Below are 14542 nucleotides of genomic sequence, written 5' to 3'. Positions count from 1 at the left end.
TGCATGGTCATCGTCGTTCGACAGGCTCCGGGCCGAAGTGCTTCAGCCCCAACCTGGCCAGGTCTTCCGGTCGCTCGAAATAGGCTTCGTCGAAGGCGTGCAGCGCCTCCTGCTCCTGTTCGGTCATCGCGCCGTACAGGTCGGTCAGTTGCTTGACCGCCGGGTCATCTTCCAGCCGGTCGACCAGCCCGCGCATGCCGGCCAGGATCGCGTGGGTCTTCGCCGCGCCCATCGCCTGCAGCGCACGTAACGCCAGCTGGCAGGTCGGGTCGCCCCAGTTGCACAGGAACTGCATGAAGCCGCCGTTGTTGATGTCGGCCTCCATGCGCCACAGCGCCACCAGCTGCTGGTCTTCGTCGGACAGCGCATCACACGTCGCCGCCGTCCGCCCAGCCTTCACCCGTGCCGGCCTGGAACACGTGATCGTCAGCCTGCACGTCACCGGCAGGCAGGTGCGCCTGGTCGGCCAGTGCCGCGTAGATTGGGGTGAAGTCCGGCGACGTCGCCTGCATCAGCTGTTCAAAGCTGTCGATGACGAAGTAGGTCTTCTGGAAGGTGTCGATGCGGTACTTCGTTCGCATGATCCGCTGCAGGTCGAAACCGATGCGGTTGGGTGCGGCCGATTCCAGCGAGTACAGCGACTCGCCCTTGGACGACACGATGCCGGCACCGTAGATGCGCAGGCCGTCGGGCGTGTCGATCAGGCCGAACTCCACCGTGTACCAGTACAGGCGGGTGAGGTTCTGCAGCGCGTCCGGGCCGATCGCGTGGGCTTTGACGCCGCCACGGCCATAGGCCTCCATGTAGTCGGCGAACACCGGGTTCATCAGCAGCGGCACGTGGCCGAACAGGTCGTGGAACAGGTCCGGCTCGGCGATGTAGTCGATCTGGTCCGGGCGACGGATCCACCAGGTCACGGGAAAGCGGCGGTTGGCCAGGTGGTCGAAGAAATCCAGTTCCGGCAGCAGGCCTTCGACGCCGACCAGGGTCCAGCCGGTGGCCGCGCCCAGCACTTCGTTGAGCTGGTCGAAGCGCGGAATCATGTGCGCGTTCATGCCCATCTCGTCCTGCGCGTCCAGGAATTCCTGGCAGGCACGGCCGACCAGCAGCTCGCGCTGGCGCTGGTACAGCGTGCTCCAGGTGGCGTGGTCGTCGGCGCTGTAGGTGTCCCACGGCTGCTCGACGAGCGCGGTGGTGTACACCGGCACGTAGCCCTTGTCGGTCTGCTGGTGTTCGACGCGGCGGGGCTGGGCGAGGTCCATGGGCACTCCTGGATGGGATACCCACGATGCTAGGGCAGGGTGCGCGCAACAGGGTTGCAAAAGTTGCGCCGATTGGCCTTGTTGGCGCAATATCCTTGCGTACTCACCATGTTGCGGGGCAACAATGGCCGGAGAAGTCCAGTTCGATCGCACGGATATACGCCTGCTGGCTGAAATCCAGCGGGATGGGCGCGCCACCAACGCCGAGCTGGCGACGCGGGTGAACCTCTCACCCTCGGCCTGCCTGCGCCGCCTGCAGCGGCTGGAAAGCGAGGGCGTGATCGTCGGCTATGGCGCGCGGCTGGAGCCACGGCAGCTGCGGCTGGGCCTGCAGGCCTTCGTGCGCGTGCAGCTGGAAAAGCACGACCAGGCCGCGATCGGCCACTTCGTGGACAGCGTGCAGGGCTGGGATGAAGTGGTGGCCTGCCATGCACTGACCGGCGACATGGACTATCTGCTGCACGTCTACGTGCGCGACCTGGAGCACTTCTCGCACTTCCTGCTGGACCGGCTGCTCAATGCCGGTGGCGTGGCCGATGCCAATTCCAGCTTCGTGCTGCGCACGGTCAAGGGATTCCAGGCATTGCCGCTTTCACAGCTGGAATAAGCGCCGCCGCGATTTGACGCAGCCGGGCGGGTAGCTGAGCATCACCGCCCTGCGCCCGCCGCAGCGTACCTTTCCGGTTCCACGCATGTCCGAACTCCAGCACCCGGTGCTTACCACCACCTTCCTGCCGCTGCAGCGCAAGTCGCTGGCGCGCTTCATCGCCCATGGCACGCCGCCGCAGACCGCGCTGGAACAGGCCGGGTTGATGGCTGCGCAGCTGTGCCGCGCGCGCCTGCACACACCAGCGGAAATCGAGCGCCTGCTGCACGAAGCCTGCGCGCTGTTCGCCAGCCATGACGGCGCGGCCGCGCAGCTTGCCGGCGCCGGCGGCGGTGGCCAGCCGGAACTCGATGCCTGGCTGGCCGCGCTGGCCGCCCATGGCGTGCTGCTGGCACCGGCGGAGATCCTGCAGGACTTCATCGTGCAGTCGCCCAGCGAGTACCCCGGCCTGGCCCTGCAGCAGGCCTGCCAGGAAACCCTGGCCGAACACGAGATCCGCTTCCCGCCCGCCTTCGCCAGCGACGATGAGGACGACGACCAGGACGAGGCAGTTGCCAGCGACGCGCGTGCGGTCGAACACCATGGCCTGTACACCTCCGAGCAGGCCCGCGTGCTGCGCGCCATCGCCGCCAACCCCGATGAGCTGATCGACCTCGATGGCTATGCCGGCACCGGCAAGGGCCACCTGGTGCTGGCGCTGATGGAGGCGCGGCCCGGCCGCTACACCTACGTGGCGCCCTCGCGTGGGCAGGTGGAAGCCTTCCGCAGCCGCGTGCCGGCCAGCACCGCGGTGCGCCTGCTGACCCAGATCGAGTTCGCCAACCGCGTGGCGCAGCATGCCGCGCGCAGCGGCCACACCGGGGGCTTCGTTGCCAGCTACCGGCGCAGCACCCGCACGCCGCGCGAGATTGCCGGCCGCATCGGCCTGCAGGGCATCGGTGGGCGCAGCCCGGAGCAGGTGCTGCTGACTGCGTTCGAGGCCATCAACCGTTGGTGCGCGTCGTCGGCACCGGGCTTGGCGTTCCAGCATTTCCACCGTTCGGTGCCCGCCGCGATGCTCGACGTGTCGCCGTACATGGCGGCCGCCGAGCACGTCTGGCGCTGCATGTTCGACGCCGACCTGCAGCGGGGCACGCTGCTGAGCCTCAGCCCGGCGCACATCGGCAAGTGGCTGGCACTGCGCAGCGTTACCCCGCCGCTGGACATGGGCATGCTGCTGGTGGACGAGGCGCATGACCTGAGCCCGTCGTGGAAGCAGTTGCTGGCCGGCCATGCGCCTGGCGTGGTCAGCCTGGGTGATCCGCACCAGTGCCTGACCGGTACGGTGCCGCGCTGGGCCGCGTCGAAGGTGCTGGAAATGCACCAGTCGGTGCGCCAGGGCAACCAGGTCGAGGGCCTGGTCAACCAGACCCTGGCACTGGACGGACTGGGGCAGGACAGTGGGCCGTTCGTCGGTGCCGCCGACCGCGCCACCGGTGTGCTGCATTACCGCCACTGGGCGCAGGTGCCGAGCGAGGGCCTGCGCATCCATGGCAGCGTCGCCGATCTGGCCCTGGATGCGGCGCAGCTGCACGCGCTCGGGCTGCGGCCCTATCTGCATCCGGCATCGCTGCGCGCGCTGCGCAGCGTGCTGCAGCGGCCGCTGGATGCGTGGCGCCGGCGCCGCGACAGCGCCTCGGACCCGGCACAGGAGCGCTTCCTGGCCACGCAGGCCCACGAAGGGCAGGGCGCGCTGGTGGAACTGTTTGCGTCTGCCGATCGGGTGCAGTCACTGCTGCAGGCGCTCGACGACCAGGACACGCCTGCTGAAGGGCGGGTGGCGCTGTGCCTGGCCGAACACGCGAAGAACCTGCAGTTCGACGTGGTCTCACTGTCACCCGGTTGCTTCAGTGCGGGGCAGGGCGGGCGCATCTGGCACAACCCGGTGCGCGCGGTCTATCTGGCACTCACCCGTGCGCGACGCCAGCTGCATGTGCCGGCCGATGGCATGGAACAGCTGCAGCACACGGCGACACTGCAGGAGCAGGCCCGTCAGGCGCGCAGGCACGAGCGGCAGCAGGCCAGCGGTTACCGGCCTGCGCGCTAGAACGCGCGCGCCGCTGTCTGGCAGCGACACGCTGGCTCAGGTCAGCACTTGTCCTTGCGGCCCATCAGCTTGCCCAGGCGCGAGGCTTCCTCGCACTTCGGCGCGGCCACAGGTGCCGGTGCGGCGGCCGCGGCGCGTGCACGCTGCAGCTGCTGGATCTTGGCGCGGATCTGTGGCATCGCGGCCATTGCGGCCTTTTCGCCCTCCAGGATCGCGGTGCCACGCTGGCTGAAATCGGCGGCGCCGATGTCCAGCACCTTCGGGCGGATGACGATGTCGGCGCGTGCCAGTTCCTGCTCGCCCAGGCGCTGGCCCATGATCGAGATGGACTGGTTGACGATGCCCAGCATGTCAGTCGGCGCCTTGCCGCTGGCCTTGCTGGAGATGTCCACGGCGATCACGAAGTCGGCGCCGAGCTGGCGTGCGGCATCCACCGGCACCGGGCTGACCACACCGCCATCAATGTAGTTGCGACCGCCGATCTTCACCGGCTCGAACACACCGGGAATGCTGCTCGATGCGCGCACCGCCTGGCCGACGTTGCCGCGCACGAAGATCGCGCGCTCGCCTGTTTCCAGCTGGGTCGCGACGGCGGCGAACGGCTTCTTCAGGCGCTCGGCGGGGCGGTTGGCGACCTGCTCGTTGACGTAGTCCTGCAGCTTCTGGCCCTGCACCAGGCCACCGGAGAACAGGCGCACGTCGCGGATGCTGGCTTCATCCAGCGCCACTGCCTTGCTCTGCATCTGGAAGGCATCCATGCCGCTGGCATACAGCGCGCCGACCACGCTGCCGGCACTGGTGCCGGACACCACGGCCGGTTCGAAGCCATTGGCCTCCAGCATCTTGATCACGCCGATGTGGGCGAAGCCCTTGGCCGCGCCACCGCCGAGCGCGATACCGATCTTCACCGGCTTGGCCTGCGGCACCACGGTGGGGGCCGGCGGCGGCGTGGGGCGAACCGGATCGCCGCCGCAGCCGGCCAGCAGGCCGATCAGGGCGACGGACAGCAGCATGCGGGGGCGGAACAGGCTCATCAGCAGTGCGCTCGCGGCGCCGGATTCAGGAAAGGGCGCCAGCATACCGAAGCGGTGGCGGGGCGGGCAGGGTGGGGGAGTGGCCTATTCAGGAAAAGGAGCGCGGGCGGTGCCGACCTTGGTCGGCACCGCCCGGGCGAGGGGCTCAGAACCGGTTGTCGCCGTCCAGCATCCGGCCCAGGCCGCCCAGCACCGAGCCTTCGCCGCGGCTCTGGCCGCCGCCCTGCGGCGCCGCCATCCACATGCGCCCGGCCAGGCGCGAGAACGGCAGCGACTGCAGCCAGACCTTGCCCGGGCCGGTCAGCGTGGCCAGGAACACGCCCTCGCCTCCGAACAGCATGCTCTTGATGCCGGTGACCCGGCGTACGTCCATGTCCACGGTCGGGTGGTAGGCCACCACGCAGCCGGTATCCACGTCCAGTCGCTCACCTGCGGCCAGCTCGCGCTCGACCACGCAGCCACCGGCGTGGATGAACACCCAGCCGTCCCCCTCCAGCTTCTGCATGATGAAGCCTTCGCCACCGAACAGGCCGGTCATGATCTTGCGCTGGAACTGCACGCCGATCTGCACGCCGCGCGCGCCGGCCAGGAAGCTGTCCTTCTGGCAGATCAGGCGGCCGCCATGCTGGTCCAGCTTCATTGCCAGTACGGTTCCGGGGTAGGGGGCGGCGAAGGCGACCTTGCCCTTGCCGTGGCCGCTCTGGGTGTAGACGGTGGCAAACAGGCTCTCGCCGGTCAGCACGCGCTTGCCGGCGGCCATCACCTTGCCCATGAAGCCGCTGCCCTGGTCGCCGTTGGCGGCGCCGAACACCGTATCCATCTGCACGGTGGCGTCCTTGAACATCAATGCGCCAGCCTCGGCAATGGCGCTCTCACCGGGGTCGAGCTCGATTTCCACGAACTGCATTTCATGGCCGACGATGCGGAACTCGATGTCGTCGGCGCGGCTGCTGGCAGCGGCGGGGACCGGCGGCGGGGTGTTCGGCATGCCCGGGGCCGCGGACTGCAGTTCGGGCACCTCGGCGATCGAGGTCCACCCGCTCATGCCCTGGCACCAGGCCAGGGCGCGCGGGTTGGCCTGCGCATAACGGCGCGCGGCCTCGTCATCAAGCGGGCCGATACGCTCGGCCTGGGCGGAGGCATGGAAGTACCACTGGGTCATCGCGGCGGCTCCGCAGGGCTGGAAAACCCCGAGTCTAGCGAGGGCGCGGGGGCCGGGGCGACGGGGCCATGAACGGCAGGCATTTGCGGGGCAGGTGCTGTATTGCAACAATTATCTGGTAGCGCCGTTTTACCACCCCTCCAAACACAGCCTACCGCCATGTCCCCGACCCGCACTTCCCGTGGCCGCCTTCCGGTCGCGCGCCCCCTCGTTGCCGCTCTTTCCGCCCTGTTGCCGCTGGTAGCAGCCGCCCAGGAAACTCCCGCTGCCAAGGATCCGGTTGCCCTCGATGCCCTGCAGGTGACCGCGCAGCGGCGCGTTGAGAACGCCAAGGACGTGCCGGTCGCGATCAGCGCGATCCAGGGCGAGAAGCTCGATGTGTTGGGTTCTGCGGGCGATGACATCCGCTTCCTGGCCGCGCGCGTGCCCAGCCTCAACATCGAGTCGTCCTACGGCCGTGCCTTCCCGCGCTTCTACATCCGCGGCCTGGGCAACACCGATTTCGACCTCAATGCGTCGCAGCCGGTGTCGCTGGTGTACGACGACGTGGTGCAGGAAAGCCCGCTGCTGAAGGGCTTCCCGCTGTTCGACCTGGCCAACGTGGAAGTGCTGCGCGGCCCGCAGGGCACGCTGTTCGGCCGCAATACCCCGGCCGGCGTGGTCAAGTTCGATTCGGCGCGCCCGTCGCAGGATGCCGACGGTTACGTGCGCGTGGGCTATGGCAGCTACAACAGCTGGAACGTGCAGGGTGCCTACGGCGGCCCGCTGACCGATCGCTGGTCGGCACGCGTCTCGGCCATCTACCAGCGCCGCGATGACTGGGTCGACAACACCCGCGCCGGTGCGCCGAACAGCGGTTTCGAAGGCTATGACGAAGCCGCCGGCCGCGTGCAGTTCCTGTACGAAGGCGATGACTTCGAAGCGCTGTTCAACCTGCACAAGCGCAAGCTCAACGGTACCGCCCGCCTGTTCCGCGCCAACATCATCCAGAAGGGTGGCAACGGCCTGGTCGAGAACTTCGACCGCGACAAGGTGGCCAACGACGGCGTCAACTTCTCCGATCTGGAAACCTGGGGCGGCAGCGCGCGCCTGCAGTGGAACCTCGGTTCGGTGACCCTGCATTCGATCACCGGTTATGAAACCGCTGAATCGCTCAACCGCGGCGACATTGACGGTGGCTACGGCGAGGCATCACTGGGCGCTGGCAACTATGGGCCGGGCTTCATCCCGTTCTCGTCCGAGTCGGCCGACGGCCTGCCGCACCACCGCCAGTGGACGCAGGAGTTCCGCGTCGAATCCAACGAATGGGGCCGCTTCGACTGGCAGGCCGGTGTCTTCTACTTCGACGAAGACGTGACCATCAACAACTTCAACTACAACTCGCTGAAGCCGGGCAACCCGCAGACCGGCCATGTGGTGCAGAACCAGCGCAACAAGGCATGGGCGGTGTTTGCCTCGGGTGACTTCGATGTCACCGACCGCTTCAAGCTGCGTGCCGGTGTGCGCTACACCCAGGACAAGAAGGACTTCAACGCCAGCGTGCTGCAGGCCGTGCCGTTCGGTACCCCGGTCAGTGGCCCGTATGTGGCCAACACCGACGTCAACGACGTCAGCTGGGATGTCAGCGGCGTCTACAAGCTGACCGACAACGTGAATGCCTACGCCCGCGTGGCCAAGGGCTTCCGCGCGCCGTCGATCCAGGGCCGCCTGGCCTTCGCGCCCGGCCTGTCGCAGGCCGATTCGGAGAAGGTGATCTCGTATGAAGCCGGCATCAAGGCCGACCTGTTCGAGCGGCGCGCGCGCCTGGGCCTGAGCGTGTTCCGCTACAACGTTGACGGCCAGCAGCTGATCGCCGTGGGCGGCACCAACAACACCGCCACCCTGCTCAACGCCGACAAGACCATCGGCCAGGGCGTGGAACTGGACCTGGAAGCCTACCTGGCCGACAACGTCCTGCTGACCTTCGGCAGCAGCTACAACGACACCGAGATCAAGGACAAGGATCTGGCGGTGGCGGTCTGTGGTGGTGGCTGCACTGTTACCGACCCGATCACCATGATCGGCGGCAAGCCCTATGCGCTGGTGAACGGCAATCCGCTGCCGCAGGCGCCGAAGTGGATCCACAACGCGACCCTGCGCGTGGGCTTCCCGCTCAGCGATGGCAGTGAGCTGTATGCCTACACCGACTGGGCCTACCGCAGCGCGGTGAACTTCTTCATCTACGAGTCGCCGGAGTTCCGCGGCCGTAGTTCGCTGGAAGGCGGCCTGCGCCTGGGCTACAACTGGGATTACGGCCAGTACGACGTTGCGGTGTTCGGCCGCAACCTGACCAACCAGACCCGCGTGGTCGGTGCGATCGACTTCAACAACCTGACCGGCTTCCTCAACGAGCCGCGGACCTGGGGCGTGGAGTTCACCGCGAAGTTCTGATGCGGTGACTGCGGTAATGCAATGAAGAAGGGCCGGCGCAATGCCGGCCCTTCTGTTTCCTGCTTCATGTAGAGCCGAGCCTGCGCTCGGCTGCTCTGAGCCGAGCATGGCTCGGCTCTACAATGGCTTACAGCGCGCTCTGCGGGCGCACCTTCAGCACCGCATTCTCGGTGGCGCAGTCGCGGCTGGAGTGCCGACCAGCCTTGCGCGCCGCTTCGATCTCCTTGCGTGCGGCCAGCAGGTCCTTGTTGAACGCAGCGTTGTCGTGCAGGCGGGCCACGGCGGCGGCGCCCATGAAGCGGCCTTCGAGGATGTCGCTCTGCCAGTGCACGTTGCACACCAGGCGGCTCTCGCCGTAGTTGCGGCCGCGGGCCTGGATGGCATCGGCGTGGTCCGGTGCGATCTCCGACAGGATCAGGGCCCAGGCCCAGCCGATCGAAGTATGGCCGGACGGGTAGGAGCCGTTCTTGCGCAGGCCGTCCTCGTCCTTCGGCGAGCAGGTCGGCTCACCATTGACCATGAATGGGCGCGGGCGCTGGTAGTGATTCTTGGCAGCCTTGGTCGCCGCGCTGGCGTCGATCCGGCTGCGCTCCAGCAGTCGGTACAGCGCCGGAGTCTTCACCGCATCGACGTCGATGTCGGCGGCGCAGGAGAAGTGGTTGGCGCCTTCGGGGAAGCCGAGTTCCGCATCGACACCGGCCTGGGCGAAGCGCGGGCTGCCACGCAGCGCGCGGGCTTCACGGCTGACCTGTTCGTCCAGGGCGAGGGCGGCCGAACCGGCCACCGGCGGTGCCGGCACCAGGTCGAGGCTGGCCGGTACCGCGCTCTTGTCCAGATAGCCCACCGCCTTGGTGGTGATGTTGGCTTCGACGGCGGTCGGCTTGGCGGCGGTGGCGGCACAACCGGCCAGGGCCGCGATGACGGCAAGGCCGAGCAGCGGGCGGGCAGGGTGGGAAATCAGCGACATGGACAGGCTCCGGGAGAGAAAACAACGCGCCATGATCGCAGCCCGAATACGACACCGCAGTGGCCATCGGTCATATGGCCAGACCCGGCATGGTCATTGCGGCGATAGGGAAAGCGTCATCGATGGAGGTCAGTCTCCTGAATCCGGGCGCAGCGCACGGACTTTCACGCGGCTGCGCCGCGAGCATCGGCACAACGGCACGCACCAGGAGCCGTCCAGTTCCAGCCGGGTCGGGGGGATCCGCAGACAGAGGGAGAGAAGCGATGCGCAGCACCGCAACAGGAAGTACCGTCCTGGCCCTGCTCCTCGGGCTGGCAGCCGCCCCGGCGCAGGCCGCCGACGTGGTCGGCGTGGCCTTCGTGCATGGCACCGGCGCGCAGACCAACGCCACCCAGGACTACTGGCAGCCGGCGATCATCGACACCGTGCGCCAGGGCCTGCCGAACAGCAGCAACTATGTGGTCATCAACTGCGACTTCACCCAGTACATGTGGAAGCCGGAGGCCGCCGGCTGCCTGGCCAACCAGCTGACCCGCTTCATCGACAGCCGCGGCATCACCCAGCTGGTGGTGATCACCCATTCCAACGGCGGCAACGTGGTGCGCTGGATCCTGTCCAACCCGACCTACGACAGCCGCTACCCGAAGATCATCCGCACGGTGCGCAAGGTCACCGCGCTGGCGCCGTCCTCGGCCGGCACGCCGCTGGCCGATGCGGTGCTCAACGGCAACACCTTCGAAACCTCGCTGGGCTGGCTGCTGGGCTACAAGAACGACGCGGTGCGCCAGCAGCAGGTGGCGAGCATGGCCACCTACAACGCGCAGAACCTGTACGGCACCGCAGGCCGTCCCGCCCTGCCCAAGCCGTTCCGTGCGGTGGTCGGCAGCGACGTGGAATCGGCGGTGTGGGACAGCAACAGCTATTGCGGCGGCTACGCCGCCAATGTCGGCCTGGAGTTCACCCAGAACTGGCTGTCGTCCTGCTCCGACGGCTTCCTGGAGTGCAGCAGCCAGAAGGCCGCCGGCACCACCTGGTTCACCGACAAGGCGCGTACCCAGGGCGCGGAACCGCTCAGCCACAACCAGAGCCGCCGCGAGTGCTTCGGCCTCGGCACCCTGCTGCGCAACGACCTGACCCAGTGAGGGAGACGACCATGACGATTCAATCCACCCTGCTGGCCGGCGCCGTCCTGGCAGTGCTGTCCCTTTCCGCAGCGCAGGCCGCGCAGCCGCTGCAGGCCGCCCGTGCAGGCGACCAGGTGCCTGCCGCCCTGGTGGCCGCGCCGCTGCCCGCCGATGAAAGCGAACACGCGCCGCTGTCCTTTGCCTGGGCGTTGGACCCGGCACAACGGCTGCAGGCGGCCACGCCGTATGCCTCGGTCAGCCGCAGCTACTGGCAGCAGGTCGATGGCGCGCAGCTGCAACGTGGCGTCGATCTACCGCTGACGGCTGCCGACGCGGTGATCCAACTGAGCCCGGCCGAAGGCGCGCGTGCAGTGCCAGCCAACACCCTGCAGCTGCGCGACCCGGCCGGCCGCAGCAGCGTGGCGCGCAGTGTCGATGCGCGCGCGCTGCAGGATGCCGGCATGCCGGTGGGTGATGGCAGCAGCATGCTGCGCACCGGCGCGACCAGTGCGGCCGGTGCTTACACCCTGCAGAGCGCGCAGGCGCAGGGCCGCTACGTGGTGCAGGTGCTGGAGCCGAACAGCCCGCTGCGGCTGGAAGTGCAGGCCAACCAGGCGCAGGTGCTGGCCGGTGGCAACGTGCAGCTGCAGGCACGCTTGCTGGAAGACGGTGCCACCACCGCGCAGATGGCCTCGCGCCGCGGCAGCCTGGGCGGTGAAGCCCTGCTGGTCGCACCCGATGGACGCAGCTGGCCGCAGCGACTGCTGCGTACCACCGACGGCGCGCTGCGCGCGCAGGTGCGGATCCCCGCAGACGTCGGCACCGTGCAGGGGCTGTGGGAACTGCAGGTGTTCGCCCAGGCCGATGGCGTGCTGCGCGATGGCAAGGTGGCCTTCGCGGTGGCACGGCCGACCGCGCGCTTCAGCGGCCAAGCGGCACCGGATGCGGTCAACCGCCAGGTGGCGCTGCCGCTGCAGGTGGCTGCAGCGGGCCGCTACGAAGCGCGTGGCACGCTGTATGCCACTGCCCGCGATGGCCAGCTGAAGCCGGTTGCACAGGCGCACGCGGCGGCGTGGTTCGATGGCCCGGGCGCAGGCCAGCTGGTGCTGCCGTTCGGCCAGGCCGCATTGCCGGCTGGTTTTGGTGCGCCGTACGAGCTGCGCGACCTGCAGCTGCAGGACCAGAGCCGGATGGCACCGATCGAGTCGCGCGCGCTGGCGTTGAAGTTCTGAGCAAGGGTGCAGCGGGCCGGGTTCCGGCCCGCTGTACCGTTTTCTGTAGAGCCGAGCCTATGCTCGGCTGCCGTTCCCCGCGGCCAGGAGCAGCCGAGCCTAGGCTCGGCTCTACAGTGGCATGTCGATTATCCCGCGTACGCGGTCAGCCGGCCTTCCTGCTCGCAGACGGTGATCGCGCCGCCGAACACCGCCGACAGCGGTTCGTTGCGCAGCAGCTCGGCGCGGGTGCCATCGGCCAGCACACGGCCATCGCGCAGCAGCACCACCCGCTCGATTTCGGGAATGATCTCTTCGATGTGGTGGGTCACCAGCACCAGGGTGATGCCCTGCTGCGCCAGCACCCGCATGGTCGCCACCAGTTGTTCGCGAGCGACCAGGTCCAGCCCGGTGGACGGTTCGTCCAGCAGCAGTGCCTGTGGCCGATTGACCAGCGCGCGGGCGATCAGCACGCGGCGGGTCTCGCCGGCCGACAGCTCGGCGTAGGCACGTTCACGCAAGGATAGCGCGCCGGTCATCGCCAGTGTCTCGCCGACGCGTGCACGCATGTCGGCGGTCACCTCGCGGAAGGCGGGCACCACGTAGCTGGCAAAGAAGCCGGACAGCACGGCCTGCTCCACGGTCAGCCCCGGCATGTCGGCGAGGTTGCTGCTGAGGTCGCCGGTGACGATGCCCAGCTGCGAGCGCAGCCGGTCCACCTGCCAGCGGTTCTGGCCCAGCACCTTCACTGCCACCGAGCCGTCGCCCTGCGCCAGCGGGTACAGCTCGCGGGTGATCAGTTTGATGAAGGTCGACTTGCCGCAGCCGTTGGGGCCGAGCAGGGCGGTGTGCTGGCCCTGTGCAATGCGCAGGCTGAGCCCGTGCAGCACCTTCACCTGGCCGCGCACCACGGTGGCGCGGTCCAGTTCGATCAACGGGGGCAGCTCCGCGATGGGCGGGGCCGCAGTCATGGTGCTGGCGCGTGGATCAAGGCTCGACAACTCAGGTCCCCAACTGTGAACGGTGCCACGGATGGCGATGCGAAGCACCGCCGCAGGGATGCAGTTTGCAACGCAAGCGCCCATGATGTCTGCCATCCCCGCGTCGATCCGGAGAGCCGCCATGCCTGATGCCCTGATGTCCCTGTTGACCGGTGGTATGCTCGGCCTGGGCTGGTGGGCGATGCTGGCGGTGCTGCTGGTCTTCACCCAGATCACCATCTTCTCGGTGACCCTGTACCTGCATCGCAGCCAGGCCCATCGCGGGGTCGACTTCCACCCGGCGCTGGCCCATGTGTTCCGTTTCTGGCTGTGGCTGACCACCTCGATGATCACCCGCGAATGGGTGGCCATCCACCGCAAGCACCACGCCAAGGTGGAGACCGAGGACGATCCGCACAGCCCGGTCACCCGTGGCATCGGTAAGGTGTTCTGGCATGGCGTGGAGCTGTACCGCGAAGCGCGCGGCCAGCGCGCGGACATCGAGCAGTACGGGCGCGGCACCCCGGATGATGCGATCGAGCGCCGCCTGTATACCCCGCATGCCACGCTGGGGCCGGTGCTGTTGTTCGCGATCAATACCGTGTTGTTTGGCCTGCCCGGCGTGGCCCTGTGGGCGGTCCAGATGGCGTGGATCCCGTTCTGGGCAGCCGGCGTGGTCAATGGCCTGGGCCACTGGTGGGGCTACCGCAACTACGAGTCCGCCGATACCTCCACCAATCTCACGCCGTGGGGGTTCTGGATCGGTGGCGAGGAGCTGCACAACAATCACCATGCCTTCCCCAGTTCGGCGCGCTTCGCGATGCGGCGCTGGGAGTTCGACATTGGCTGGAGCGCGATCCGCCTGCTGCAGGCGCTGCGCCTGGCCAAGGTGCTTCGCGTTGCACCGGCCATGGACGTACGCCCGAACATCGCGGTGCCCGATGCCGAAACCCTGAAGGCGCTGCTGTCGCACCGCTTCCAGGCGATGACCGATTACCAGCGCAATGTGTTCATGCCGGCCCTGCGCGAGGAAGCCGCTCACGCCGGGGCCAAGCTGCGCCGCCTGCTGCCGCGCCGTCTGCGCCGTGGCCTGGTCAATGATGGCCGCTGGTTGAAGCCGGACAGCCGCGCCCAGCTCAGCGCATGGGTGGCACAACGGCCGCGCATCCGCACCCTGGTCGAGTACCGGGGGCGCCTGGCCGCGCTGCTGGAAGCGCGCGGCCACGATGCGGCCGAGCGCCTGCATCAGCTGCAGGCCTGGTGCCGCGAGGCCGAGGAAAGTGGCATTGCCGCGCTGCAGGCCTACGCCGCGCGATTGAAGGGCTACAGCCTGGTGGGCGCGTGAGGGCAAGGTACCGACTTCTGCTGGTGGCGCTGTTGCCGGGTGCGGCGCTGGCCCAGGTCACCGATACCGCCAGCTATCTGCAGCGGATGGACAGCGATGGCGACGGCCGGGTGAGTGAATCCGAGTACGTGCAGTGGATGCTGTATGCCTTCGACCGCATGGACCGCAATGGTGATGGCGTGCTGACGGCCGAGGAGCTGCCCGGTGGCAAGGGCAGGGCGATCAGCCGCGAGCAGCAGCGGCAGGTGATCGTGAAGCGCTTCCACACGCAGGATGCCAACGGTGATGGCGTCCTGGATGCCCGTGAACTGGCGGCGCCGCCACGCTGAGCGGG

Annotated in this window: 13 protein-coding genes; 7 read left to right on the top strand and 6 right to left on the bottom strand. The window is 68.2% G+C overall.

What is annotated here, in order from left to right; all coding sequences use genetic code 11:
- Positions 1-7: 7 nt before the first annotated feature.
- Together AC5QAH_RS18320 and phhA are read right to left on the bottom strand one after the other, a co-directional pair.
- Positions 8-400, bottom strand: a complete 393-nt coding sequence (locus tag AC5QAH_RS18320; protein ID WP_019337385.1) for a DMP19 family protein — start codon at positions 398-400, stop codon at positions 8-10.
- Positions 369-1268, bottom strand: a complete 900-nt coding sequence (phhA, locus tag AC5QAH_RS18315) for a phenylalanine 4-monooxygenase (RefSeq protein ID WP_256202455.1) — start codon at positions 1266-1268, stop codon at positions 369-371. The genes AC5QAH_RS18320 and phhA overlap by 32 nt, the downstream gene beginning before the upstream one ends.
- 118 nt (positions 1269-1386) lie before the next feature.
- Between phhA and AC5QAH_RS18310 the strand changes: the two genes are divergently transcribed.
- Both AC5QAH_RS18310 and AC5QAH_RS18305 read left to right on the top strand, forming a co-directional pair.
- Positions 1387-1869 carry an Lrp/AsnC family transcriptional regulator gene (locus AC5QAH_RS18310; RefSeq protein WP_004153377.1) on the top strand — a complete coding sequence of 161 codons (483 nt, stop codon included), beginning with the start codon at positions 1387-1389 and terminating at the stop codon, positions 1867-1869.
- A gap of 85 nt (positions 1870-1954) precedes the next feature.
- Positions 1955-3955: a hypothetical protein gene (locus AC5QAH_RS18305; protein ID WP_495232489.1), complete on the top strand. Its 2001-nt coding sequence runs from the start codon at positions 1955-1957 to the stop codon at positions 3953-3955.
- A 41-nt stretch (positions 3956-3996) separates the two neighbouring features.
- Here the strand turns inward: AC5QAH_RS18305 and AC5QAH_RS18300 are convergent, their stop codons facing one another.
- Both AC5QAH_RS18300 and AC5QAH_RS18295 read right to left on the bottom strand, forming a co-directional pair.
- Positions 3997-4989: a patatin-like phospholipase family protein gene (locus AC5QAH_RS18300; RefSeq protein ID WP_019337382.1), complete on the bottom strand. Its 993-nt coding sequence runs from the start codon at positions 4987-4989 to the stop codon at positions 3997-3999.
- 145 nt (positions 4990-5134) lie between these two features.
- Positions 5135-6151 (bottom strand): TIGR00266 family protein, encoded by a 1017-nt coding sequence (locus AC5QAH_RS18295; protein WP_049453899.1) that lies wholly within the window; start codon positions 6149-6151, stop codon positions 5135-5137.
- 159 nt (positions 6152-6310) lie between these two features.
- Between AC5QAH_RS18295 and AC5QAH_RS18290 the strand changes: the two genes are divergently transcribed.
- Positions 6311-8581, top strand: a complete 2271-nt coding sequence (locus AC5QAH_RS18290) for a TonB-dependent receptor (RefSeq protein WP_019338119.1) — start codon at positions 6311-6313, stop codon at positions 8579-8581.
- 127 nt (positions 8582-8708) lie between these two features.
- Here the strand turns inward: AC5QAH_RS18290 and AC5QAH_RS18285 are convergent, their stop codons facing one another.
- Positions 8709-9548 (bottom strand): acid phosphatase, encoded by an 840-nt coding sequence (locus AC5QAH_RS18285; RefSeq protein ID WP_010487359.1) that lies wholly within the window; start codon positions 9546-9548, stop codon positions 8709-8711.
- A 263-nt stretch (positions 9549-9811) separates the two neighbouring features.
- Here AC5QAH_RS18285 and AC5QAH_RS18280 point away from each other — a divergent pair, with 263 nt between their 5' ends.
- Complete coding sequence (locus tag AC5QAH_RS18280) at positions 9812-10690, top strand: lipase family protein (protein ID WP_049453901.1); 879 nt, start codon at positions 9812-9814, stop codon at positions 10688-10690.
- 11 nt (positions 10691-10701) lie between these two features.
- A complete protein-coding gene (locus AC5QAH_RS18275) occupies positions 10702-11904 on the top strand; it encodes a DUF4785 domain-containing protein (RefSeq protein ID WP_049453903.1) in 1203 nt (400 codons plus the stop codon).
- Positions 11905-12032: 128 nt separating this feature from the next.
- Here the strand turns inward: AC5QAH_RS18275 and AC5QAH_RS18270 are convergent, their stop codons facing one another.
- A complete protein-coding gene (locus AC5QAH_RS18270; RefSeq protein ID WP_019338123.1) occupies positions 12033-12854 on the bottom strand; it encodes an ABC transporter ATP-binding protein in 822 nt (273 codons plus the stop codon).
- A gap of 151 nt (positions 12855-13005) precedes the next feature.
- Here AC5QAH_RS18270 and AC5QAH_RS18265 point away from each other — a divergent pair, with 151 nt between their 5' ends.
- Together AC5QAH_RS18265 and AC5QAH_RS18260 are read left to right on the top strand one after the other, a co-directional pair.
- Positions 13006-14208 (top strand): DesA family fatty acid desaturase, encoded by a 1203-nt coding sequence (locus AC5QAH_RS18265; protein WP_049453905.1) that lies wholly within the window; start codon positions 13006-13008, stop codon positions 14206-14208.
- The gene (locus tag AC5QAH_RS18260) at positions 14205-14537 is read left to right on the top strand and encodes an EF-hand domain-containing protein (RefSeq protein ID WP_019338125.1); all 333 of its coding nucleotides are present in this window, start codon (positions 14205-14207) and stop codon (positions 14535-14537) included. Before AC5QAH_RS18265 ends, AC5QAH_RS18260 begins: the two co-directional genes overlap by 4 nt.
- Positions 14538-14542 lie beyond the last annotated feature (5 nt).

Source organism: Stenotrophomonas sp. YJH_SMC_43, from assembly GCF_059372535.1.
This window is presented reverse-complemented; position numbering and strand designations above follow the sequence as displayed.

Excerpts from the sequence above, each read along its gene's own strand:
- AC5QAH_RS18265 (WP_049453905.1), top strand. The coding sequence starts at position 13,006 with ATGCCTGATGCCCTGATGTCCCTGTTGACCGGTGGTATGCTCGGCCTG.
- AC5QAH_RS18295 (WP_049453899.1), bottom strand. The coding sequence starts at position 6,151 with ATGACCCAGTGGTACTTCCATGCCTCCGCCCAGGCCGAGCGTATCGGC.
- AC5QAH_RS18270 (WP_019338123.1), bottom strand. The coding sequence starts at position 12,854 with ATGACTGCGGCCCCGCCCATCGCGGAGCTGCCCCCGTTGATCGAACTG.
- AC5QAH_RS18280 (WP_049453901.1), top strand. The coding sequence starts at position 9,812 with ATGCGCAGCACCGCAACAGGAAGTACCGTCCTGGCCCTGCTCCTCGGG.
- AC5QAH_RS18310 (WP_004153377.1), top strand. The coding sequence starts at position 1,387 with ATGGCCGGAGAAGTCCAGTTCGATCGCACGGATATACGCCTGCTGGCT.
- AC5QAH_RS18275 (WP_049453903.1), top strand. The coding sequence starts at position 10,702 with ATGACGATTCAATCCACCCTGCTGGCCGGCGCCGTCCTGGCAGTGCTG.
- AC5QAH_RS18290 (WP_019338119.1), top strand. The coding sequence starts at position 6,311 with ATGTCCCCGACCCGCACTTCCCGTGGCCGCCTTCCGGTCGCGCGCCCC.
- AC5QAH_RS18305 (WP_495232489.1), top strand. The coding sequence starts at position 1,955 with ATGTCCGAACTCCAGCACCCGGTGCTTACCACCACCTTCCTGCCGCTG.
- AC5QAH_RS18300 (WP_019337382.1), bottom strand. The coding sequence starts at position 4,989 with ATGAGCCTGTTCCGCCCCCGCATGCTGCTGTCCGTCGCCCTGATCGGC.
- AC5QAH_RS18285 (WP_010487359.1), bottom strand. The coding sequence starts at position 9,548 with ATGTCGCTGATTTCCCACCCTGCCCGCCCGCTGCTCGGCCTTGCCGTC.